The 24,451-nt window shown below is 56.7% G+C and carries 15 protein-coding genes; 10 read left to right on the top strand and 5 right to left on the bottom strand.

All coding sequences use genetic code 11. From position 1 onward, the window contains the following. Position 1 precedes the first annotated feature (1 nt). The 5 genes from bcsB (at position 2) to PAG01S_RS17070 (ending at position 11,125) form a co-directional block, all read left to right on the top strand. Entirely contained in the window at positions 2-2,290 is a 2,289-nt protein-coding gene (bcsB, locus tag PAG01S_RS17050; protein WP_062759451.1) for a cellulose biosynthesis cyclic di-GMP-binding regulatory protein BcsB, read from the top strand. Further along, the gene (bcsC, locus tag PAG01S_RS17055) at positions 2,283-5,750 is read left to right on the top strand and encodes a cellulose synthase complex outer membrane protein BcsC (RefSeq protein WP_062759452.1); all 3,468 of its coding nucleotides are present in this window, start codon (positions 2,283-2,285) and stop codon (positions 5,748-5,750) included. Before bcsB ends, bcsC begins: the two co-directional genes overlap by 8 nt. 116 nt (positions 5,751-5,866) lie before the next feature. Further along, a complete protein-coding gene (hmsP, locus tag PAG01S_RS17060) occupies positions 5,867-7,873 on the top strand; it encodes a biofilm formation regulator HmsP (RefSeq protein WP_073970695.1) in 2,007 nt (668 codons plus the stop codon). Between the two features lie 225 nt (positions 7,874-8,098). Then, positions 8,099-9,388, top strand: coding sequence for a dicarboxylate/amino acid:cation symporter (locus PAG01S_RS17065; RefSeq protein ID WP_010257403.1), 1,290 nt, complete (start codon positions 8,099-8,101; stop codon positions 9,386-9,388). A gap of 246 nt (positions 9,389-9,634) precedes the next feature. Then, on the top strand, positions 9,635-11,125 hold the full coding sequence (locus PAG01S_RS17070) for a M16 family metallopeptidase (protein WP_010257399.1): 1,491 nt from the start codon (positions 9,635-9,637) through the stop codon (positions 11,123-11,125). A 2-nt stretch (positions 11,126-11,127) separates the two neighbouring features. Here the strand turns inward: PAG01S_RS17070 and PAG01S_RS17075 are convergent, their stop codons facing one another. Continuing rightward, the gene (locus PAG01S_RS17075; RefSeq protein WP_010671660.1) at positions 11,128-12,000 is read right to left on the bottom strand and encodes an alpha/beta hydrolase; all 873 of its coding nucleotides are present in this window, start codon (positions 11,998-12,000) and stop codon (positions 11,128-11,130) included. 523 nt (positions 12,001-12,523) lie between these two features. Then, positions 12,524-13,456 (bottom strand): 2-dehydro-3-deoxygluconokinase, encoded by a 933-nt coding sequence (gene kdgK, locus PAG01S_RS17080; RefSeq protein WP_062759462.1) that lies wholly within the window; start codon positions 13,454-13,456, stop codon positions 12,524-12,526. Between the two features lie 284 nt (positions 13,457-13,740). On the opposite strand from kdgK, the gene PAG01S_RS17085 reads away from it, so the two are divergent. Then, positions 13,741-15,801: an AsmA family protein gene (locus tag PAG01S_RS17085; RefSeq protein ID WP_050680420.1), complete on the top strand. Its 2,061-nt coding sequence runs from the start codon at positions 13,741-13,743 to the stop codon at positions 15,799-15,801. Here PAG01S_RS17085 and ppiC read toward each other — a convergent pair whose 3' ends face one another. Further along, on the bottom strand, positions 15,802-16,083 hold the full coding sequence (ppiC, locus tag PAG01S_RS17090; protein ID WP_010257386.1) for a peptidylprolyl isomerase PpiC: 282 nt from the start codon (positions 16,081-16,083) through the stop codon (positions 15,802-15,804). Between the two features lie 75 nt (positions 16,084-16,158). On the opposite strand from ppiC, the gene rep reads away from it, so the two are divergent. Next, positions 16,159-18,180 carry a DNA helicase Rep gene (gene rep / locus PAG01S_RS17095; RefSeq protein WP_010257384.1) on the top strand — a complete coding sequence of 674 codons (2,022 nt, stop codon included), beginning with the start codon at positions 16,159-16,161 and terminating at the stop codon, positions 18,178-18,180. A gap of 43 nt (positions 18,181-18,223) precedes the next feature. Here the strand turns inward: rep and gppA are convergent, their stop codons facing one another. Together gppA and rhlB are read right to left on the bottom strand one after the other, a co-directional pair. Continuing rightward, positions 18,224-19,708 carry a guanosine-5'-triphosphate,3'-diphosphate diphosphatase gene (gene gppA / locus PAG01S_RS17100; protein WP_062759454.1) on the bottom strand — a complete coding sequence of 495 codons (1,485 nt, stop codon included), beginning with the start codon at positions 19,706-19,708 and terminating at the stop codon, positions 18,224-18,226. Between the two features lie 7 nt (positions 19,709-19,715). Beyond that, positions 19,716-21,008, bottom strand: coding sequence for an ATP-dependent RNA helicase RhlB (gene rhlB, locus PAG01S_RS17105; RefSeq protein WP_022624852.1), 1,293 nt, complete (start codon positions 21,006-21,008; stop codon positions 19,716-19,718). A 117-nt stretch (positions 21,009-21,125) separates the two neighbouring features. On the opposite strand from rhlB, the gene trxA reads away from it, so the two are divergent. The 3 genes from trxA (at position 21,126) to wecA (ending at position 24,436) form a co-directional block, all read left to right on the top strand. Further along, on the top strand, positions 21,126-21,458 hold the full coding sequence (trxA, locus tag PAG01S_RS17110) for a thioredoxin TrxA (protein ID WP_003851963.1): 333 nt from the start codon (positions 21,126-21,128) through the stop codon (positions 21,456-21,458). 352 nt (positions 21,459-21,810) lie between these two features. After that, entirely contained in the window at positions 21,811-23,070 is a 1,260-nt protein-coding gene (rho, locus tag PAG01S_RS17115; protein ID WP_010257369.1) for a transcription termination factor Rho, read from the top strand. Positions 23,071-23,350: 280 nt separating this feature from the next. Further along, entirely contained in the window at positions 23,351-24,436 is a 1,086-nt protein-coding gene (gene wecA, locus PAG01S_RS17120) for a UDP-N-acetylglucosamine--undecaprenyl-phosphate N-acetylglucosaminephosphotransferase (RefSeq protein ID WP_022624853.1), read from the top strand. The last annotated feature ends 15 nt before the right edge of the window (positions 24,437-24,451 follow it).

Raw genomic sequence — 24,451 nt, forward strand, 5'->3', positions numbered from 1 at the left:
TATGACGATACCGAGAGTAAACAGGTGGTTTGCCGCTCTGCTGCTGGGCAGTGCAACGTTAAGCTGTGCCGCCGCGCAGGAGGACACGCCCGCAAACATCAATGGTGTAACGCCTGTGCAATCTTTACCGCAGGATAACGGCGCACCGCTGCGGAACAGCCAGCTGAGCTTTGCCCAGCTGGCACCGCCGCCTGGCAGCATGACGCTGCGTGGCACCCGCACTACCGGACAGATTGAGTTCGGTGTGCGCAGCGATGAGGTGGTGACGCGCGCGTTGCTGAACCTTAGCTTTCGGCCTTCGCCCGCACTGCTGCCGACGCTGTCGCAGCTGAAGGTTTATCTCAATGATGAGCTGGTCGGTCTGATTACCCTGACGCCGGAACAGCTGGGTAAAGAGATCCAGACGCAGCTGTCGATCGATCCGCGTTACATCGCCGACTTTAACCGCGTGCGTTTCGAGCTGGTGGGCCACTACGCCAACGTCTGTGAAAATCCTGCCAATAGCGCAATCTGGCTGGATATCGGCAAACAGAGCGGCATCGATCTGACGCTGCAAAAACTGCCGCTGAAAAATGACCTCTCCCACTTCCCGGAACCCTTTTTTGATTCGCGGGATACGCGACCACTGACCCTGCCGATGGTGTTCAGCGCCCAGCCGGATGTCACGCAGCAGCGGGCTGCCGCCATTCTTGCTTCCTGGTTTGGCAGCAAAACGAGCTGGCGCGGGCAGCGTTTCCCGGTGCTGTATAACCAGCTGCCGCAACAGCAGCATGCGGTGGTGTTTGCCACCAACGATGCGCGCCCGGATTTCCTGAAAGATCTGCCGCCGGTGACAAAACCCACAGTAGAGATTGTCAGCCAGCCCGATAATCCGTATGAAAAAATGCTGCTGATTCTGGGACGCAACGATGAGGACCTGCTGACGGCGGTTCAGGGTATCGCCCAGGGTGAGCTGCTGCTGCGCGGCGATATCTCAACCATCGACAGCGTTAAGCTGCTCTCCCCGCGCCAGGCTTATGATGCCCCTAACTGGGTGCGGACCGATCGCCGCACCACTTTCGCCGAACTGACGCAATATGAGAATCAGTTGCAGTCTGATGGGGTGCAGCCTAATCCCGTCAGCCTGACCCTCAATCTGCCGCCCGATCTCTTCCTGGTTCGCGCGCGCGGTATCGATATGGATCTGAGTTATCGCTACACCGCGCCTTTCCAGTCGGATGGCTCATGGCTGGCGGTCAACCTGAATAATCAGTTCATTCAGGATTATCCGCTGCCGCCGAAAAATACGACGGGTCAGCAGCTGCTGCATATTCCACTGATTCAGGGAATGCTGGACAAGAGCCATGAGCTGCTGATTCCGGCGCTGCGCCTCGGGGTGGTGAATCAGCTGCGCTTCGATTTTGATTACGCCAACATCACCATCAGCGGCAACGCGGATGGACGCTGCGAAACTGTAACGCCGATAACGCATCATGTGGTGGTGGACGACAATTCCAGCATCGATTTTTCCGGCTATCGCCACTACATCGAAATGCCGTCGCTGCGCGCCTGGGCGAATGCGGGCTTTCCGTTCAGCCGCTACGCCGATCTGGCGCAAACCCTGGTACTGATGCCGCCAAAACCCGATGCAGAGCAGGTCAGCACGCTGCTGAATACGTTGGGCAATATGGGTGCGCAAACCGGCTATCCGGCGCTGCGCGTTCAGTTGACCGATGACTGGGCCACGGCGAAGAAGCAGGATGTGGATCTGCTGATGATCGGCGTCATCCCCAAAGATCTTCAGGATGACCAGCGGATCCCGGCGCTGGTCGACGCCACCGCCAGCTGGCTGAAAGAGCCTGTGCGACGGATCACTCCGGAGGGGAACCCGCAAAGTCAGCGCGAGCAGGCGGCAGAAAGCACGACGACTATCAGCTCCCGCGGCCCGCTGGCAACGGTGATTGGCTTCCAGTCACCTTTTTACGATCAGCGCAGCGTTGTCGCGTTGCTCGCCGATGGCACGCCGCGCAGCTGGCAGTTGCTCAACGAGGCGATGGGTGACAGCGGCAAGCGTGGCACGATGTCTGGCTCCACCGTGGTGATCCGTGAGTCAGGGGTTAACAGCCTGCGCGTGGGAGAGAGCTACTACGTTGGTCATCTGCCGTGGTGGGAGCGTCTCTGGTCGCTACTCTCCGTCCATCCCTTCTGGCTGGCACTCTGCGCACTCTTTGTGGTGGTGCTGTTCGCGCTGATGACCTGGCGTCTGATGCGAATTATTACCCGTCGTCGTTTACTGGATGAAGATGAATAACGCCCGGGTGCTGCGGGCAGGCATGCTGCTCGGCGCACTGAGTGCGCTGCCGGGGCTGGCTGCACCGGTCGACGGACCGGAGGTGTCGCCGGTCGAATGGTTGCTGTCACAGGTACGCACCGGTGAGTCGACCAACAAATACGATCTGGTGCAGCAATCGCTCTACCGGCTTGAGAAGATCGATCCCGATAATCCGCAGGTGCTGGCGGCTCGCCTGCGGCTGGCGCTGCGTCAGGGCGATATCCCTAAAGCGCAGATGCTGCTGGAGCAGCTGAAAAAGGTTGCGCCCGACTCCGCCGCGACGCGTGAATCCGCCGTCGGCCTGACGCTGATGTCGTCGGATGGGCGTCAGCAGCTGCAGCAGGCGCGCCTGCTCGCCGCCTCGGGGCGCCTGTCGGAGGCGAAAAGTGCTTACGATGCATTGTTCGGAGGGGTTTTTCCGGATGCAAACACGGCGCTGGAATACTGGCGGCTGCTGGCACGCACTCCCGGTCAGGAGAGCGTCGCTTACCAGCAGCTGCAGGCGCTGGAGCAGCGCTACCCGGGCAATATCGGGGTTGAGCTGCAAATTGCACGCATGGCATTTGATCAACAGCAGCCGGAGCAGGCGATAGCGCAGTTGAAAAAGCTGGCAAACAGCAACGGCGGACGCGCCGCCGCCGCCGATCTCTGGCTGCAGCAGATCAACGATCAGCCGGTCAGCGACAGCAGCGTGGCGCAGTTAAAGGATTATCTGGCTGTTTTTACCGACGGCGACGCGCACCAGCAGGGCGCGGAAGTGCTGGCGAAGCAGCAGGCGCAGCTCGCCGATCCCGCCTATCGCGAGCGGATGCGTGGCCTGGCGCTGGTCGAGGCGGGCGATGTGAATAATGCGATGGCAGCGCTTAGCCGGGCACTGAAGGATAACCCCAACGACGCCGAACTGATGGGTGCAATGGGGCAGACTCAGGCACGCGCCGGCCATCGTGACACGGCGGTGCTCTGGCTGGAACGCGCCGTTGAGGCGGGCAAGCAGAGTACGCTGATCGGCAAATGGCAGTCACTGCTGCAGACTAACCGTTACTGGCTGGCGGTCGAACAGGGCGATAAGGCGCTGGCGCAGCATGACGTTGAGGGGGCCGAACGCGCTTATCACGCCGCACAGAAAATTGATAGCACCGACAGCTATGCCCTGATTGGCCTGGGCGATGTGGCGATGGCGCGCAAAGATGCGGCAGGTGCCGAACTATTCTGGCAGCATGCGCTAAGGCTGGACGCGACCAACACCACCACCGTGCGTCGCCTGGCCGGGCTTTATCAGGCCGAGTCGCCTGCCCGCGTAATGCAGTTTATCAGTACGCTACCCGCCGGTCAGCAGCGCGAGATGGCGGGAACGTTGCGCGCGTTGCGCAGTGACAGCCTGCGCGCCGAGGCCGATGCGCTCGCCCGGCAGAATAAATGGCCGCAGGCGGCAGAGAAGTATCGGGCGGCGCTGGCGCTGCAGCCGGATGACGTCTGGCTCAGTTATCGGCTGGCGAGCGCGCTACGCGACGGTGGGGCCATCCAACAGGCGGATGCGCAGATCGCGACGCTGCAACAGCAGCATCCCGGAGATGCGACCGCGCTCTACGCCGCCGCGCTCTACCTTTCCAGCCGGGATAATGATGACGCCGCACTGGCAACGCTGCATCGCCTGCCTGAAACGCAGTGGAACAGCAATATGCATGAGCTGGCTGACCGGCTCGGGCAGGATAAAATTTTTGCCAGCGCCGAAGCGCTTCGTGCGGCAGGGCAGGAGCGGGCAGCGGTGACGCTGCTTTACCAGCAGCCGGTTTCCAGCCGACGCGACCTGACGCTGGCCGACTGGGCGCTGGCTCGCGGGGATGCGCAGCAGGCACTGGAGATCTATCAGCAGGTGCTGTCAGGTGAAGCTGACAGCAGCGACGCAGCGCTGGGACGAATCGAAGCGCTGGTTGCCCTCCAGCGCAACAGCGAAGCACGGCAGGCACTTGAGCAGCAGCCAGCCCAGCCCAACACTCTTAATGCCGATCGCCGCGCCGCGCTGGCATGGCAGGCGGTGGGCGAAACCACGCAGGCTGCCGTGCGCTTTGCCAGCCTGAAGCAGCGCGCTGCGTCACTGGCGCCTTCGCAGGATAAGGCACTGGTGTTTCGTGATGCGGCACGGCTGGAGCGCGCACAGCAGCAGCCAGAGATCGCGCTGGCGGATTATCGTCAGGCGATGACGGCCAGCGGTATCGGCAGCGGCGAAAGTATCAGCCGCGCGACACGCTCTCAGGAAAAGGATGACTGGCTGAAGCGCAGTATTCGCAGCGACACCGCAGATCTCTATCGTCAGCGTGAGACCACGCTGACGGTGCAGCAGGACTATTCGCGCAATAAGGGTACGGCTGGGGTCTCCGACTTTACTGCCCATACCACCATGCTGCAGGCGGAAAGTCCGTTTGCCGACGGACGCGGCTTTTTCCGTCTCGACCGGGTGGACGTCTCGGCAGGGAGTTTTACCACCCGCAACGGCAGCTTCGACGAGCAGTTTGGTAGCTGCGACGACGCCAGTTCCGGCGGATGCAGCCGCGATGCCAGTCAGCGCGCCGAGGGCACTGCGCTGGGCGTCGGCTGGCATAATGATCGCTGGTCAGCGGATCTGGGTACCACGCCGCTGGGCTTTGAGGTGACCAACTGGACCGGCGGCCTGAGCTGGAAAACTGACGTCAGGGATCTTGGCGTGACGCTGACCGCCTCGCGACGGCCGATCGCCAGTTCGCTGCTTTCCTATGCGGGCGCGCGCGATCCATCAGCCAACGGTGGAAAAAGCTGGGGCGGCGTAGTGGCAACGGGTGGCAGCATCGGGCTGAGTTACGATCAGGGCGGCGCACACGGTGTCTGGGGCGACATCAGCGCGCATCAGATCACCGGTAAAAACGTTGCGGATAATAGTCGCGAGCGCTTAATGGCCGGCTACTACTACAAGCTCATTAATAGCGATAATCGCCGGGCCACCGTCGGGCTTAACAGTATGCTCTGGCACTATCAGAAGGATCTCAGCGATTACACCTTCGGGCAGGGCGGCTACTACAGTCCGCAGCAGTATCTCTCCTTTTCCGTGCCGGTCACCTGGCGACAGCGGACAGAAAACTGGTCGTTCGACCTGGGCGGCTCGGTTTCCTGGTCACATTCGAAAACCGATGCGCAGCAGCGCTATCCGGTCAATCCCGGCTTTACCCTGGCCAGCAATCCCGTTTCCGCCAGCAGCACCGGCAGCGGCACGGGGTATACGCTGCAGGGCGTGGTTGAACGTCGTATCACGCCCGACTGGTTTATCGGGGTGGGCGTCGATATTCAACAGGCGAAAGACTATACCCCAAGTCACGGGCTTATCTACGTGCGTTACTCTGCCGCTGGCTGGGAAGGGGATCTGGATATGCCACCACAGCCGCTGACCCCTTACGCAGATTTTAAATAATCCCGACCGGGAAAAAGCCGGACTTTTCAGACGGTAAAAAAGTCAGTTTATGGGATATACTGGCGGGCATTGTACTGTCTGCTATCTGGGCTTTTTTCATCGTCAGGAGAATATTTTTGCGCGTAAGCCGGTCACTTACGATAAAGCAGATGGCGACAGTTTCGCTGGTTGCGGTTATCACCATCAGCATCTTTATCGTCATCCAACTGTTTCATTTTGTGCAGCAGCGCAGGATTGACTACGCCCAGCAGATGGAGAATATCGCACACACCGTCCGCCAGCCGCTGTCGGAAGCGGTACTGCGCGCCGATATTTCTCAGGCCGAACGCATTCTCCATTCACTGAAACCTGCCGGTATTTTATCGCGCGCCGATGTGGTGCTGCCGAATGCGTTTCAGGCTCTGCATGCCGACTTCGAAACGGAGAAACCGGTGCCGCGTCTGGTGGCGCGACTGTTTGAGCTGCCGGTGCAGATTACCCTGCCGCTCTACTCAGTGGAAAATACCGGGATGCCGAAACCGCTGGCCTATCTGGTGCTGCAGGCTAACTCGACGCGCGTCTACCAGTTTATTCTCAGCACGCTCTCGACCATGATTATCACCTATCTGCTGCTGGCACTGATCCTGTCAGTGGCGATCAGCTGGTGTATCAACCGGCTGGTGGTGCATCCGCTGCGCAATCTCTCGCGGGAGCTGCAGGAGCTGCCGCCGCAGTCGATTCTGACGCATAAGCTGTCACTGCCGCAGAGCCACCGCGATGATGAAATCGGCATGCTGATCCGCAGCTACAACCGCAATCAGCAGGTGCTGGAGTCGATACATGATGAGATGAGCCGGCTGACCACCCATTTTCCCGTGACCGATCTGCCCAACCGTACCCTGTTTCTGGCGCTGGTCGAGCAGTTCATGAGCAGCCCGGAACAGCCGCTGGGGCTGATGGTGATCCGCATTGAAACCCTGCAGGAAGCCAACGGCGTATTGAGCGATGAGCAGCGCGATACGCTGATGCTGACGCTGGTGGAGAAGATCCGTAATACGCTGGATGACCATACTCTGCTGGCGCAGACCGGGACCAGCGACTTTGTTCTGTTAATGAAGCGCGCCAGTAATCCGTTCCGCGCCCTGCGTCTGGCCCGTAACCTGATGATTCGCCTTAATCAGCCGGTCAACCTTTATCAGCTGCAGCTGCGTCCTAACGTCAGCATTGGTCTGGCGCTGCGCGATGATCAGCCGCTGAGCGCCAGTGATCTGCTTGGCCGCGCGACCTCAGCGATGATGTCGGCCCGTCATCAGGGCAAAAATCAGATCCTGTTCTTTGACGCCGCGTTAACCGAGCGCGCGCAAAAACGTCTGACCCAGGAGCATGACATTCTGCAGGGGTTGCACAATGAGCAGTTCGCCCTCTATCTGCAACCGCAGGTCGATATGCGCACCGGCACGTTAGTCGGCGCGGAAGCGCTGCTGCGTATGCGCCAGCCCGACGGCAGCTACGGTCTGACCGAAGAGTTTATTGCCAGTGCCGAAGAGATTGGTGTGATTAGCGCGATTGGCCGCTGGGTGTTTGAAGAGGCGTGCCGCATTCTGGCAGGCTGGCAGCGACAGGGCATTATGCTGCCGCTGAGTGTGAATATTTCCGCTGTGCAACTGCGTGACACGGGCGTGGTCTCTCATCTGCAATCCCTGCTGACGCGCCACCGCATCGCACCTGGCACCTTCGTGCTGGAAGTGACAGAGACGGCTCAGCTTGATGATGCTGAACAGGCGATATCGATGCTGCGGATGTTGCAGCAGACTGGCGTGGCCGTGGCTCTGGACGATTTCGGCATGGGCTACTCCAACCTTAACTACCTCCATCAGCTGAAAGCGTTGCCGGTTAACAAGCTAAAGATGGATCGCAGCTTCGTGGCGGCGCTGCCGCATGACGACACCATGGTCTGCATCGTGGCGGCCATCGCCGAGATTATCCATCTGGAGGTGATTGCCGAAGGCGTGGAGACAGCAGAACAACGTGACTGGCTGCTGGCGCGCGGCATCTCTATCGGACAGGGCTATCTGTATGCTGAAGCGCTGCCTCTGACCCGATTCAATCAGGCATGGATCGTAAACTCCTCACTACCGCAATAATTGCCTGATTCATTGATTTTGCGAGAATTTTAGTTACAAAACCCCTTGCTGAAGCGTTTCAGTTCAGAATTACGATCCCCGGGTTTCCTGGGCGTTTGTCACCCTGTATTAATCACGTAAACAGAGTGTTATTTTCGGGTTACTGTCAGGCGCCACCTCTGTTGCCCGCCAGTCACAATAACGAATCCGACAACATCACCTCACGGCGTTAGTGGACACCTGTTTATGAAAACCTCACTTTTTAAAAGCCTTTATTTCCAGGTGCTGATGGCGATTGGCATCGGCGTTTTGTTAGGCCATTTTTACCCGGAGTTAGGGACCCAGATGAAGCCGCTGGGAGATGGCTTTGTTAAGTTAATCAAGATGATTATCGCCCCGGTGATTTTCTGTACCGTGGTGACCGGCATCGCTGGCATGGAAAGCATGAAAGCGGTAGGACGGACCGGCGCGGTTGCACTGCTCTATTTTGAAATTGTCAGCACCATCGCGCTGATTATCGGCCTGATCGTGGTGAACGTGGTGCAGCCAGGTGCCGGGATGAACGTTGATCCTGCCACGCTGGATGCCAAAGCCGTGGCGATTTATGCGCAACAGGCAGAACAGCAGGGCATCGTTGCTTTCCTGCTGGATGTCATCCCCAACAGCGTGATTGGCGCCTTTGCCAGCGGCAATATTCTACAGGTGCTGCTGTTTGCCATTCTGTTTGGTTTTGCCCTGCATCGTCTGGGTAACACTGGCACGCTGATTTTCAACGTGATTGAAAGCTTCTCAAAAGTGATTTTCGGCATCATCAACATGATCATGCGTCTGGCACCGATAGGGGCATTTGGCGCGATGGCGTTCACTATCGGCAAGTATGGCGTGGGCTCACTGGTGCAGCTCGGCCAGCTGATTATCTGCTTCTACATCACCTGTATTCTGTTTGTGGTGATCGTGCTGGGGCTGATTGCACGCCTGTTCGCCGGATTCAGCATCTTTAAGTTCATCGCCTATATCAAAGAAGAGCTGCTGATTGTGCTGGGTACTTCCTCTTCCGAGTCTGCGCTGCCGCGCATGCTGGATAAGATGGAGAAGCTGGGCTGCAAGAAATCGGTGGTAGGGCTGGTGATCCCCACCGGTTACTCCTTTAACCTGGACGGCACCTCGATTTACCTGACCATGGCGGCAGTATTTATCGCTCAGGCGACCAATGCGCACATGGATATTTTCCATCAGATTACGCTGCTGGTGGTGCTGTTGCTCTCCTCCAAAGGCGCGGCGGGGGTAACCGGGAGCGGATTTATCGTGCTGGCGGCGACGCTCTCTGCGGTGGGACATCTGCCGGTGGCGGGTCTGGCGCTCATTCTCGGTATCGACCGCTTTATGTCCGAAGCCCGTGCGCTGACCAATCTGATCGGTAACGGTGTGGCGACCGTGGTGGTGGCGAAGTGGGTCGATCAGCTGGATCATAAACAGCTGACCGACACGCTGGCAGGCCGGAATAAGGAGAATAAAGCGTCTGAATCTTCAATTTAATCATTGAATTTCACTTAAATCCCCACAAATGCCCGCTGTCGCTTGCCCTGACAGCGGGCATTTGCATAATAAACCCCACTTGTTTTTTTTGACGTTTTTCACTTCGTTACGCGACATCCTGAGCTTCCTGTGGTCAAACACTTTGTTGTTGGATAACAGCGCGATTCGGCGCCAGCCGATTCGTTAATAACAGCGGCAATATGCGCCAGTGATAACGATATTTGAATTATTTGAGTAGGGGTTCACATGCAGGGCACCAGAATTCGGCTTTTGGTTGGTGGATTAGTGCTGGCAAGCAGCTTTGGTCTCCAGGCAGAAACGCTGCAACCGGATCCGGCCTGGCAGGAAGGCAAGCTGGATAATGGATTTAACTGGCAGTTACTGGCCACACCGCAACGCCCCAGTGACCGTATTGAACTGCGGCTGGTGGTGAATACCGGCTCGCTGGTGGAGAGTGCGCAACAGGCCGGCTTCAGTCATCTGCTGCCGCGTCTGGCGATGGTGCACAACACCGCGCTTGATAACCATCAGCAGCGCGCGCTATGGCAACAGGCGATGGATCCTCAGCATCCGCTGCCACCTGTGATCACCTCCTATGATTCCACCCAATATAATCTGAGCCTGCCGAATAACCGCCCCGAGTTGCTGAAAGAAGCGCTGAACTGGCTGGCGGCCACGGCGGGCAATATGGCCATCACCGAACAGGTGGTTAATACCGCGCTGGCGGCATCGGATCCGGTGGCGACCTGGCCGAAAGATACCCAGGATGTCTGGTGGCGCTACCGCCTGAAAGGCTCCGCGCTGCTGGCGCATGACCCCGCAGCGCAACCACGCGCGCCGGTTGATTTAACCCAGCTCAATGATTTTTATCATCAGTGGTACACCCCGGATGCGATGACGCTCTACGTGGTAGGGAATGTTGACAGCCGCAACCTCTCTGAGCAGATCAATAAAACCTTCTCGGCGTTAACCGGTAAACGTGAAACGCCTGCGCCACTGCCCACCCTGTCGCCGCTGCCGCACGAGCCGGTAAATCTGGTCAGCAGCAACATGACGCAGGATCGTCTCTCGCTGGTGTGGGATACGCCGTGGCAACCGATTCGTGACTCCCAGAATCTGCAGCGTTACTGGCAGGGCGATCTGGCACGTGAAGCGCTGTTCTGGCATGTCCAGCGTGCGCTCAGTGACAGCAAGGCACAGGGCATACAGGTGGGATTTGATTGCCGTGTGCTCTATCAGCGTGCGCAGTGCTCCATCAACCTGGATGGACGCAACGAAAATCTGGCGCAGAATATGAATCTGGTGGCGCGTGAGCTGGCAAACGTGCGTGACAAAGGCTTGCCGCAGGAAGAGTTCGATGCGCTGATGGCGCAGAAGCTGCTGGAGCTGAACAAGCTGTTTACCACCTATGCCCGCACCGATACGGATGTGCTGATGAGCCAGCGCCTGCGCTCCCAGCAGAACGCCGTAGTCGATATCGCACCTGAGCAGTATCAGAAGCTGCGTCAGACTTTCCTGGCCGGCCTGACCCGCGAACAGTTAAACCAGGAGCTGCGTCAGCAGCTGACGCAGGAACTGATGATGGTACTGATTCAGCCGGAAGGCGAAGCGGAAACCAACGTGAAGAGCCTGCAAAACAACTGGGACAAAGTGATGGCACCACCAGCGGCACCGGCGACCAGCAATGAAGCCAGTCCGCCGGATAGCAACGTCAAAGACGTTCCGCCAGCCGCATAAAGTCAGGTTTTTGCCCTGAGCCACTCGGTCACTAACATCGGCCAGCTGGCGAGGGGCAAATCTGCCACGCCGCGGATACCAAATCCGTGTCCGCCTTTCTGATAGAAATGCACCTCTGCCGGGACCTTATGCTCACGCAGCGCGCCAAAAAACGCCATGCTGTGATTCACTGATACATCATCATCGTCGGCTGCGTGGATCAACAGCGTTGGCGGCACCAGCGGATGAACCCGGGTTTCCATTGAATAAGCGTCAATGGTTTTCTGATCGGGCCAGGCACCCAGCAGGCGGGTTCTGGCTCCTTCATGGGCGATGCCGTCCCGCATGCTGATTACCGGATAGACCAGGACCATCGCATCCGGACGCGGCGAGAAGTTTTCTGCGCCATCCTGCACCGGATAGAGTTTCTCTGCGAAACGCGTACCCAGACTGGCAGCCACGTGGCCACCCGCCGAAAAGCCCATCATGACGATATATTTACCATTCAGGCCGCGCTGCGCCCGTTCACGCAGGACGCGTACCGCGCGCTGAGCATCGGCCAGCGGCGCGTCGGGGCCTTCGTGATGTCCATCATAGGGCAGGCGATAAGTCATCACCGCCAGGGTGTAACCCATTGAGGTAAAGAATGTCGCCAGGGCGCTGCCTTCACGATCGATCATCACGCGCTGATAGCCACCGCCCGGTGCGACCAGCAGGGTAATCCCGTTTGATTCGACCGGATGCCAGATCGCCATCTCCGGGCAACGCACGCCGGTAGCGGCCCGATCGTAAGGCTCATACTCTTTTGCCATGTCGACAATCTGCGGCTGTGCGCGCGAATCGCTGGCGCCTGGCGCATCACCGTGTGGCCAGATATTAATAATTTCTGTGTGCATAAATAGATCCTGATGCGGGGAATATTTTAATTGTTTTGTTCGCGGCCGGAGAGAACAGCGTCCTGCTGTCTTTTGATTAAAAGATGGTCTTTTTTCAGGCAGTCGTCCATCCGAAAAGGGGGGATCTGACCAGATTCGGACTATGCCTGGTGGTGGATCTGTTTGTTTAACTTATTAATTTTAATCAATAAATTATAAGAGAGATTGAAGGGGGAGACCGCAGGGGATCTGTTATTAACCACAATTTTTCCGCTTAAGGTAAATAGCTGGCACGGCCCGCTTTATTAGCCGCAATTTACCGGATATCACGCTGTGCGTTCTTAAGGCGACATAATGATTTTAGCGTCAGGATCACACCGCCACGCTGCAGGGGCTAACGTGCCAGTCTCATCTGGGAACGGATAGCATCGGTTACAGTCACGCAGCCAGACGTTACCAGCAGCCTAAAAAAATGCGCCCTCGGGCGCATTTTCTGGCATCGGCACGATCAGTGCCTGTATCAACGACGCTGGCTAGCGCTCTGTCAGTCAGGCATCGCCTCTGCCGGAATAATCGCGCCGCGATGCTGAATCACGGTGCTGGCAGTCAGGTGTCCGCGCTGCGCGGCGACCTCTGCAGAGGCGCCGGTCAGACGGCGAGCCAGATAACCGGCACTGAACGAATCACCGGCTGCGGTGGTATCGATCACTTTCTTTTTCGCCAGACGTACCGCAGGCACATCAATCAGCGGTGCGTCGCCGGTGACCACCAGGCAGGAGTCTGCACCGCGCTTAATCACGATTTCGCTGGCACCCGCCTGACGGGTACGCGCGATAACGTCATCCAGCGGCTCTTCGCCCCAGAGCAGATGTTCATCATCCAGTGTCAGGAAGGCGATATCGGTGCAGTTGAGCATGGCGCGATAAGCGGCCTGCGTGCTGGCCCGATCGGCCCATAAACGCGGGCGGTAGTTGTTATCGAAAATCACCTTGCCGCCATTAGCCCGGCAGCGCGCCAGCAGCACCATCAGCTTTTCACGACTGGCAGGCGGCAGAATCGCCAGGCTGATGCCGCTAAGATAGAGATAATCGTAGTGCGACAGCTGTTCAGCTATCTCTGCTGATTGCGGACTGTCGAGCCAGTAACGCGCGGCGGCATCACTGCGCCAGTACCAGAAGGTGCGCTCACCGTCGGCATCGGTTTCAATGAAATACAGGCCCGGCATTTTATTATCGAGCCGCTGAATCAGGTCGGTATTGACCTTCTCCTGCTGCCAGGCCGCGATCATTTGATCGCTGAACGAATCCGTACCCAGCGCAGTGACATAATCGACCCGTAACTGCTGCTCATCAACCTGGCGGGCGAGATAAACGGCCGTATTGAGCGTATCGCCGCCAAAGCCACGTTTAATGTTCTCACCCTTTTCGGACAGCTCAATCATGCATTCGCCGATGATGGCGATTTTTTTCTGCGTCATGGTTTCAGACCTGTAGTGAAATATCGCCTTAGTCTCGCGTCTGGTATGGCAGACGTCAATGGTTTTAAAACGGTGTTTTAATTTACCTTTTAAGGTGGCCATTAGTCCCGGTCTCGGGGATAAACGCCGGGAATGTCGGCTTTTTTTACCGCTTATGCTAACGAAATGGCTGAGAAACCCCTTTTTCTGAATTGAATCATCTTACTATCCCGCTTCCCTGATGCTGTTGCCCGCGGTCTCGACTATCTTTAACGCAGACCGTGAATGTGCAAGGAGAAAGCGTAATGTCGCGTACCGGGAAAATAGTCAGCTGGGTAGCAGGAATTCTGGTGTTGTTGATCGTGGTGATTATCGTCGTCATCGCGACCTTTGACTGGAATCGCCTGAAGCCCACCATCAATCAAAAAGTTTCAACCGAGTTAAACCGCCCCTTTGCGATACGCGGGGATCTGGGTATCGACTGGGCACGAAATCGCGACGAAGCAGGCTGGCGGCGCTGGGTGCCGTGGCCGCAGATCCATGCGGAAGATATCATGCTGGGGAATCCGCCTGACATTGCTGACGTCACCATGGTACATCTGCAGCGGGTCGATGCCACATTGTCACCGCTGTCGCTGCTGCACAAAGAACTGTTCATCCCGTGGATTAAATTGCAGCGGCCGGATGCGCGTCTGATCCAGACCGCGGATAAAAAGAACAACTGGACCTTTACCCTTGCCGATAGCGGCAAGGATGAGAAGAGTGCTGCGCCATCGGCCTGGTCATTCCGTCTGGATAATATTCTGTTCGATCAGGGCCAGATTCGTTATCGCGACGCCATTAACCGCGCAGATGTCACGGTGCAGGTTAATCCGCTGGGTAAACCGGTGCCGTATACGCAGATTGCCGGAGGCAATGACCAGCAGAAGGGCGCAGGCGACTTCGTCTTTGGCTGGCAGGCGAAGGGCACTTATAACAATGAGTCACTCAGCGGCGACGGTAAGATTGGCGGCATGCTGTCACTGCGCAGTCAGAACACCCCGTTCCCGATTCAGGCCGATCTGCGCAACGGCAGCACCCGCGTTCAGGTGACCGGCGGTCTGCAGGATCCGATGAACCTCGGCGGGCTTAACGTGCGACTGCGTTTCTCGGGCGATACGCTGGCCAATCTCTATGGCCTGACCGGCGTCCTGCTGCCTGACACGCCACCTTATGAAACCGACGGCCATCTGATTGCTAAATTCAGCGGCGAAAAGGGTGCGGTCTACCGCTATGAGAAATTTAACGGACATATTGGCGACAGCGATATTCATGGGTCGCTGATCTACAGTCAGGTTAAACCCCGCCCGACACTCAGCGGCGAGCTGACCTCTGAGCAACTGCGCATGGCCGATCTGGGGCCGCTGATTGGGGTCGACTCTGGCAAAGGTAGTGAAAAAACGGCTCAGGCCAAAGCCCGGCGCGGGGAGAAATCGAATCAGCCCGCAGACCGCGTGCTGCCACACGATAAATTCGAAACCAAAAACTGGGACGTGATGGATGCCGACGTGAAGTTCAGCGGCAAACGGATCGAACACAGCAATTCACTGCCGTTAAGCGATCTCTATACCCATTTACAGCTCAAAAACGGTGATCTGCTGCTGGACCCGCTGCGCTTTGGTGTGGCGGGCGGCAATCTCAACAGCACTATCCGGCTGGAGGGCGATCACTCGCCGATGCGTGGTCGAGTTGATCTTCATGTCCGTAAGCTGCAGCTGCGTCAGCTCTTCCCGAATGTGGAGGCGATGAAGAACAGCCGTGGCCAGCTCAATGGCGATGCCAGCTTTACCGGCACCGGTAACTCCGTAGCCGATCTGCTGGCGACCAGCAACGGGCAACTTAAGCTGCTGATGAATGATGGTCTGATCAGCCGCAGCCTGATGGAAATTGCCGGACTCAACGTCGGTAACTACGTGGTGGGCAAACTGTTTGGCGATGACCAGGTGCGCATCAACTGCGCCGCCACCGATCTCAAACTGCAGAACGGTGTGGCGACGCCTAACCTGTTTGTGTTTGATACCGAGAACGCGATTATCAACGTGTCAGGCAACGCGAACTTCGCCAGTGAGCGGCTGGATCTGTCGGTGAATCCGGAGAGTAAGGGCGTCCGCATCGTAACGCTGCGCTCCCCGCTCTACGTGCGTGGCACCTTTAAAAATCCTGATGCGGGCGTGAAAACGGGGCCACTGCTGGCACGTGGTGCTGCTGCAGTGGCACTGGGCGCAGTAGTCGGCCCGGCGGCGGCGCTGCTGGCACTGATCTCTCCAAGTGATAACGAAGACAACCAGTGCAGCACCGTCCTGCAGCAGATGAAGCAGAAGAAGTAACTAGTTGCGATAGAGCACTTTAATAATGTGATAACCAAAGCCGGTCTTTACCGGCCCGTAAGGCGTCAGCAGCGGGCAGGTAAAGACCGCTTTATCAAAGGCCGGCACCATCTGTCCCTGCCGGAACTCGCCCAGATCGCCGCCATTCCGGCCGGAAGGACAGGTTGAGTGCTTCTTTGCCAGCTGCTGGAAATTGCCACCCTTCGCCAGTTTTGCCAGTATCTCTTTTGCCAGCGCTTCCTCTTTGACGAGGATGTGTAAAGCCGCCGCGGTTTTCGCCATGTTGGTATCTCGGTTGTGTATAATTGCCTCCCAGTATAAACCCCTTTCTTTTGATTCAATCAGGCGATTTCTCCTATGCGTTTAAACCCCAGCCAACAACGTGCCGTCGAATTTGTTACCGGTCCCTGTCTGGTGCTGGCGGGCGCGGGATCGGGCAAAACCCGCGTGATTACCAATAAAATCGCCCATCTGATCCGTGAATGCGGCTATCAGGCGCGCCACATCGCCGCGGTGACCTTTACCAATAAAGCCTCGCGCGAAATGAAAGAGCGTGTGGCGCAGACGCTGGGCCGCAAAGAGGCGCGCGGTCTGCTCATCTCCACCTTCCATACGCTGGGGCTGGAGATCATCAAACGCGAAACCGCGGCGCTGGGCATGAAGTCAAACTTCTCGCTGTTCGACGATCAGGATCAGCTCGCCCTGCTGAAAGAGCTGACAAAAGAGTGGCTGGAAGAGGATAAGACGCTGCTACAGCAGCTCATCTCCACCATCTCGAACTGGAAAAATGATCTGATCGATCCGCAGGGCGCCGCCGCGCTGGCGCGATCGCAGCAGGATAATATTTTTGCTCACTGCTACGCCCTCTACAGCCAGCATCTTAAGTCGTGCAACGTGCTCGATTTCGACGATTTGATTCTGCTGCCGACGCTGCTGCTGCAGCGTAATCAGGAGGTGCGTGAACGCTGGCAGCAGCGTATCCGCTATCTGCTGGTGGATGAGTATCAGGATACCAACACCAGCCAGTATGAACTGGTTAAGCTGCTGGTGGGCGCTCGGGCGCGCTTCACGGTGGTGGGCGATGATGATCAGTCTATCTACTCCTGGCGCGGCGCACGCCCGCAGAATCTGGTGCTGCTGAATCAGGATTTCCCGGCGCTGGAGGTGGTGAAGCTGGAGCAGAACTACCGCTCTTCGCAGCGCATACTGAAAGCGGCAAATATCCTGATTGCCAATAACCCGCACGTCTTTGAGAAGCGGCTCTTTTCGGAGCTCGGGCAGGGCAGCGAGCTGAAGGTGCTTACTGCCAACAGCGAAGAGCATGAAGCGGAGCGGGTCACTGGCGAGCTCATCGCGCATCACTTTATCAACCGGACGCAGTACAAAGATTACGCGATTCTTTATCGTGGTAACCATCAGTCCCGGACCTTTGAAAAGTTTCTGATGCAGAACCGCATCCCTTATCGCATCTCTGGCGGTACCTCGTTCTTCTCACGGCCCGAGATCAAAGATCTGCTCGCCTATCTGCGCGTGCTGACCAATCCTGAGGATGACAGCGCGTTTCTGCGCATCGTCAATACACCGCGCCGTGAGATTGGCCCGGCTACGCTGCAGAAGCTCGGTGAGTGGGCCAACCTGCGCAGCAAGAGCCTGTTTAACGCCAGTTTTGATGTCGGTCTGGGGCAGACGCTGAGTGGCCGCGGTCTGGAGCACCTGCAGCGGTTCACCCACTGGCTGAATGAGATTATCCAGCTGACCGAACGTGAGCCGGTAAACGCAGTGCGTGATTTGATTCGCGGCATCGACTACGAAAGCTGGCTGTTCGAAACCTCCGGCAGCCCGAAAGCCGCAGAGATGCGGATGAAGAACGTCAACACGCTGTTTCAGTGGATGACCGAAATGCTTGAGGGCAGCGATATCGATGAGCCGATGACGCTGGCGCAGGTGGTGACGCGCTTTACCCTGCGCGACATGATGGAGCGCGGTGAAAGCGATGAAGAGCTGGATCAGGTGCAGCTGATGACGCTGCACGCCTCCAAAGGGCTGGAGTTCCCCTATGTGTTCCTGGTGGGCATGGAGGAGGGGCTGTTACCGCATCAGAGCAGTATCGATGAAAATAATATCGAAGAGGAGCGTCGCCTGGCCTACGTGGGGATCACACGGGCGCAGAAAGAGCTGACCTTTACCCTGTGTCGCGAACGCCGGCAATATGGCGAATTAATCCGGCCGGAGCCGAGCCGTTTTCTGCTGGAACTGCCGCAGGACGATCTGCAATGGGAAACTGAGCGCAAAGTGGTCAGTGCGGAGGAGCGGATGAAAACTGGTCAGAGCCGGGTGGCCGGTCTGAGAGCGATGCTGGATAAGGCGAAAAAGAGTTAAACCAGTGCAGGAGGCGAAAGAGATTCGCCTCACGCTACGGCAATTACGACAGGGTTAATAACCAGTGGACGTAAGACTGATAATGGCTTTCCTGCTCCAGCAGCTCACTGCGCAACGGATGGGCCTCCAGCCAGCCCGCGGGCAAGGTCAGATGCAGGGCATCATCGTCTGCCTGTAGCCGCACCGCAGGCAGGGTGTCATCGCGACGGCGGGTGGAGAAAATAATCGCCAGCCGCAGCAGACGGCACATCCGTTCCGCCAGCCGCGGCGGCAGGGCGTTCTGCTGCGTCAGCAAAGCCAGATCGATGCTGCCGTTCTGGTTTTGCAGTAAACAGGCCAGCAGCTTCTTCTGCGCCGGTGTGAAACCAGGAAGATCGAGGTGACGCACCAGATACGCCGCATGCTGCGGCGCATGACGGAAGTCAACGCTCAGGCCGATTTCGTGGATCGCGCAGGCGCTGAGCAGCAACTCACGACAGCGCTGATCCAGCTTCCACAACGTGGAAACCTGACGGAAAAAGCTCTCCGCCAGCTGACGCACGCGATCCGCCTGCTCGACATCAATGCTGAAACGGCGCTGGACGTTATGCAGCGTACGGGTTCGGATATCCCGGTCAATGGGCAGATGCAGCATGCCGTAGACCAGTCCTTCACGCAGTGCGCCGCCCGCCAGCGTCATGCTATCGATACTGAGCTCCTGGAAGATGGCGATCAGAATCGACAGGCCGCTGGGGAACACCAGCGCCCGCTCCAGCGTCAGCCCTTCGATTTCCAGCTCTTCCAGTTTGCCGCACTGAATGGCGCGCTGCTTCAGTTGCTGCAGCTTATTCAGCGTGATGCGCTCATCCATGCCCTGCGCCACCATGATCTCCTGCAGCGCCTGAACCGTGCCAGAGGCACCAACGCAGGCCTGCCAGCCCTGCTCACGCAGTTGCGCTGCAATAGGCTGAATCATCTCACGTGCCGCCAGCTCGGCCTGGTCAAAGTTCTCCTTTGCCAGATGACGATCGCTGAAGAAGCGCTCCAGCCACGTCACACAGCCCATCGACAGACTGAACAACACCGACGCGTGCGAACCATCGCCGGTAGCCAGCTCGGTGCTGCCGCCGCCGATATCGACCACTAAACGCTGGTCGGAACCGCCAGTAGTGTGGGCCACGCCCTGATAAATCAGGCGCGCCTCTTCTTCACCGCTGATGACGTTGATGGTACAGCCAAGGATCTGTTGGGCGGTGTCGAGGAAGGTCTGCGCATTGGCAGCCAGACGCAGCGTGGCGGTCGCCACCACGCGAATCTGATCGGGGGGAATATCCTGCAGTTGTTCAGAGAACAGTCTGAGGCATTGCCAACCCCGCGACATCGCGTCGGCTGACAACAGGTTATTTTTATCCAGACCGGCAGCAAGGCGAACCTTGCGCTTAATTTTTGCAACGGTCTGGATACTGCCAGAGACCTCGCGCACCACCAACATATGAAAGCTGTTAGACCCTAAATCAATCGCTGCATAAAGTGACGATGCGCTTAGCATGGTGGCCTTAACCTGAACGTTTACGGTTGTTGTTGCGTGGAGCACCGCGACGATTGGCGTTATTCCCTCCGCGACGTGGGCCATTGCCGGAACGGCTGCGTTGCAGACGCTTAGGCGGCGGTAAATCCGTTAACAACGCCTCGCTGCTGTACTTGCTGACCGGGATGCTGTGGCCGATGTACTCTTCAATTGAAGGCAGATTCAGCGCGTATTCTTCACAGGCCAGGCTGATTGAATGACCGCTGGCGCCTGCACGACCGGTACGGCCAATACGGTGAACGTAATCTTCACAGTCGTCTGGCAGATCGTAGTTAAAGACGTGGGTAACAGCCGGGATGTGCAGACCGCGAGCAGCCACGTCAGTGGCGACCAGAATATCCACATCACCTTTGGTGAAGTCATCCAGAATGCGCAGGCGCTTCTTCTGAGCAACGTCGCCGGTCAGCAGGCCGACACGATGTCCATCGGCAGCCAGGTGGCCCCAGATATCTTCACAGCGGTGCTTGGTGTTGGCGAAAATAATGGCGCGATCGGGCCACTCTTCTTCCAGCAGGGTCTGCAACAGGCGCATTTTCTCTTCGTTAGACGGATAGAAAAGCTCTTCCTGAATGCGATGGCCGGTTTTCTGTTCCGGTTCCACTTCCACATATTCAGCACTGTTCATGTGCTCGAATGCCAGTTCACGGACGCGGTAGGAGAGGGTCGCCGAGAACAGCATGCTCAGACGCTGAGTCGCCGGCGGCATGCGACGGAACAGCCAGCGAATATCTTTAATAAAGCCCAGATCGAACATACGATCGGCTTCGTCCAGCACCATGACCTGAATAGCACCGAGGTTGACGTGATTCTGTTTCGCGTAGTCGATCAGGCGACCGGTGGTAGCCACCAGAATATCAACGCCCTGCTCCAGCACTTTAAGCTGTTTGTCATAACCGTCTCCGCCATAGGCGAGACCCAGTTTCAGGCCGGTTGAGGCGGTAAGGGGTTCTGCATCTGCATGAATCTGCACAGCAAGTTCACGCGTCGGCGCAAGAATTAATGCCCGTGGCTGGTTAACCTGACGACCTTCCGCCGCAGGATGAGAGAGAAGATGATGAAACGTTGACGTCAGAAACGCCATCGTTTTGCCGGTACCGGTTTGCGCCTGGCCTGCAACATCACGCCCTGAAAGCGTAAAAGGCAGAGCTAACGCCTGAATCGGCGTGCAGTATTGAAAGCCTTTAGTATCAAGGGCTTCCACCACTTTTGGGTGCAGGGCGAAGTCGGAAAACTTCTGTTCAGTTAAGTGTGTTTTGCTCATAGTGTGGTAGAATATCAGCTTACTATCGCTTTACGAAAGCGTATCCGATGAAATAAAGTCAACCAACATTGGTATATTTTACGCCAATTCGCCAGGCATAATCTTGTGGAGTAAAACATGAGCAGCGATAAAATCGTTCATCTGACTGATGACAGTTTCGACACCGACGTGCTGAAAGCCGACGGCGTTACACTGGTAGATTTCTGGGCTGAATGGTGCGGTCCTTGCAAAATGATCGCGCCAATCCTTGATGAAGTTGCAGAAGAGTATGATGGCAAGCTGACCATCGCTAAGCTGAATATTGATGATAACCCAGGCACGGCACCGAAGTATGGCATTCGTGGTATCCCGACGCTGCTGCTGTTTAAAAATGGCGAAGTCGCCGCGACCAAAGTGGGCGCGCTGTCTAAAGGCCAGCTGAAAGAGTTCCTGAACGCCAATCTGGCGTAATTCAGGGCTGAATGTCCGGCAGTGGTGAATTTATCTCCTGCTGCTGGACGTTCGCTTTCAGGCGTGCTAATTTACCAGCACTGCATTACGAACTTACCTTGTAGTTAGCATCTAAAAGTTTTCCCTTGTTGAACCCTGTCGCCCTGTACCTTATAAAGATAGAACGGTTCAGCAATCTTACGGTTAGCTCCAACTCTGGCATCACATTCGGACATCTCCCTGCATACCGATCGCCATTCCATACGATGATCGTCAGGAAGAGCCGAAAAGAGCCATTAACGGCATGGATTAGTTGCCATACCATTCACGACAAACATTCCGAGTATTACCCCGAGTTTAAGAACCCATCACTATGAATCTTACCGAATTAAAGAATACGCCGGTTGCTGAGCTGGTTACTCTCGGCGAAAATATGGGACTGGAAAACCAGGCTCGTATGCGCAAGCAGGACATTATCTTTTCAATCCTGAAGCAGCACGCGAAAAGCGGCGAAGACATCTTCGGTGATGGCGTGCTGGAGATCCTTCAGGATGGATTTGGATTCCTCCGTTCCGGAGACAGCTCCTACCTCGCCGGCCCTGATGATATCTACGTTTCCCCTAGTCAAATCCGCCGCTTCAACCTCCGCACTGGTGACACCATCTCTGGCAAAATCCGTCCACCGAAAGAGGGTGAACGTTATTTTGCGCTGCTGAAAGTTAACGAAGTTAACTACGACAAGCCGGAAAATGCGCGTAATAAGATTCTGTTCGAAAACCTCACGCCGCTGCACGCAAATAAACGTCTGCGTATGGAGCGGGGTAATGGCTCAACGGAAGATTTAACCGCTCGCGTACTGGATCTGGCATCGCCAATTGGTCGTGGCCAGCGTGGTCTGATAGTTGCACCACCGAAAGCCGGTAAAACCATGCTGCTGCAGAACATCGCGCAGAGCCTGGCGCACAACTATCCGGACTGTACCCTGATGGTACTGCTGATCGATGAGCGCCCGGAAGAAGTCACCGAGATGCAGCGTCTGGTGAAAGGTGAAGTTATCGCCTCAACCTTCGATGAGCCAGCTTCACGCCACGTTCAGGTTGCGGAAATGGTGATTGAAAAGGCCAAGCGTCTGGTTGAGCACAAAAAAGATGTCATCATCCTGCTCGACTCTATTACACGTCTGGCACGTGCTTACAACACCGTGGTTCCTGCTTCAGGTAAAGTCCTGACCGGTGGTGTGGATGCCAACGCCCTGCATCGTCCAAAGCGTTTCTTTGGTGCTGCACGTAACGTGGAAGAGGGCGGTAGCCTGACCATCATCGCGACCGCGCTGGTTGATACCGGTTCGAAGATGGATGAAGTGATTTACGAAGAGTTTAAAGGTACCGGTAACATGGAACTGCATCTCGCCCGTAAAATCGCTGAAAAACGCGTCTTCCCGGCGATTGATTACAACCGCTCTGGTACGCGTAAAGAAGAGCTGCTCACCTCTCAGGAAGAGCTGCAGAAGATGTGGATCCTGCGTAAGATTATTCACCCGATGGGCGAAATCGACGCAATGGAATTCCTCATCAACAAGCTGGCGATGACCAAAACTAATGATGAATTCTTCGATATGATGAAGCGTTCTTAATCCGATACTGCCTGGCCGAACCACAGATTCGGCTTTTTTAGTCCAGATGCGCAGAAAATCGACCTCACGCCACGTCTCAACGTGGCGTTTTTCATTTGTGAGCTATAGGATTGAACACTGGCAGGAGCATTTATAATGACTGTGGTAGCGATGGCGAACTTTTGACCGTTCGTCTGTCTCTTTATGCAGAATTCGGAATCCGACACAGCGATAGGCGCGTTTTTTCGCGTATTGTTGTGCGGGATGTTAGCTGAGAGCGTTTAACGTGAATTTACTCACTATGAGTACTGAGCTTGGTTTAATTTTTCTCTTTTCCCTGGCTTTCCTCTTTTTTGCTCGAAAAGCAGCTAAAAAAATTGGTTTAGTTGATAAGCCTAACTCACGTAAACGCCATCATGGCGCGATTCCGTTGGTGGGCGGCATTTCTGTGTTCGCAGGTATCTGCTTTACGTTTGCCATTACCAACTACTATCTGCCTCACGCGCTGCTCTATCTGGGCTGCGCCGGTGTTCTGGTGCTGGTTGGCGCACTGGATGACCGTTTCGATATCAGCGTCAAGATCCGCGCGGTGGTGCAGGCGATAGTCGCGCTGGTGATGATGTTTGGCGCAAAACTCTATCTGCTTAGCCTGGGCTTTATCGTCGGCCCGTTCGAGCTTATCGTGGGGCCGTTCGGCTATGTGCTGACGCTGTTTGCCGTCTGGGCCGCGATCAACGCCTTTAATATGGTGGATGGGATCGATGGTCTGCTGGGCGGACTCTCCTCGGTCACTTTTGCCGCCATGGGGATCATCCTCTACTTCGACGGCCAGACCAGCCTCGCGATGTGGTGTTTTGCGATGATTGCCGCCACGCTGCCCTATATCCTGCTTAACCTCGGCTTCCTTGGCCGTCGCTTCAAAGTCTTTATGGGCGATGCCGGCAGCACCATGATCGGGTTCACCATTATCTGGATTCTGCTGGAAACGACGCAGGGTCTGAGCCATCCCATCACGCCCGTTACTGCACTGTGGCTTATTGCCATTCCTCTGATGGATATGGTGGCGATTATGTATCGTCGCCTGCGTAAAGGCATGAGTCCGTTCTCGGCTGACCGTCAGCACATCCATCATCTGATTATGCGTGCCGGCTTTACCTCCCGTCAGGCCTTTGTGCTGATTACCGTTGCGGCGGCTATTCTCGCCGGTATCGGTGTGCTGGGCGAATATCTGGCATTTATCCCGGAGTGGGTGATGCTGCTGCTATTCCTGGGCGCGTTTATGGTTTACGGCTACTGCCTCAAACATGCATGGCGCGTGGCGCGACGTGTCCGCCGCATTAAGCGCCGTCTGAGCCATCATCGCGAAGCAAAAAACAAATTACCCTGAAAAGAGCTGATAAAG

This window comes from Pantoea agglomerans NBRC 102470 (genome assembly GCF_001598475.1).
Lineage (GTDB): Bacteria > Pseudomonadota > Gammaproteobacteria > Enterobacterales > Enterobacteriaceae > Pantoea > Pantoea agglomerans.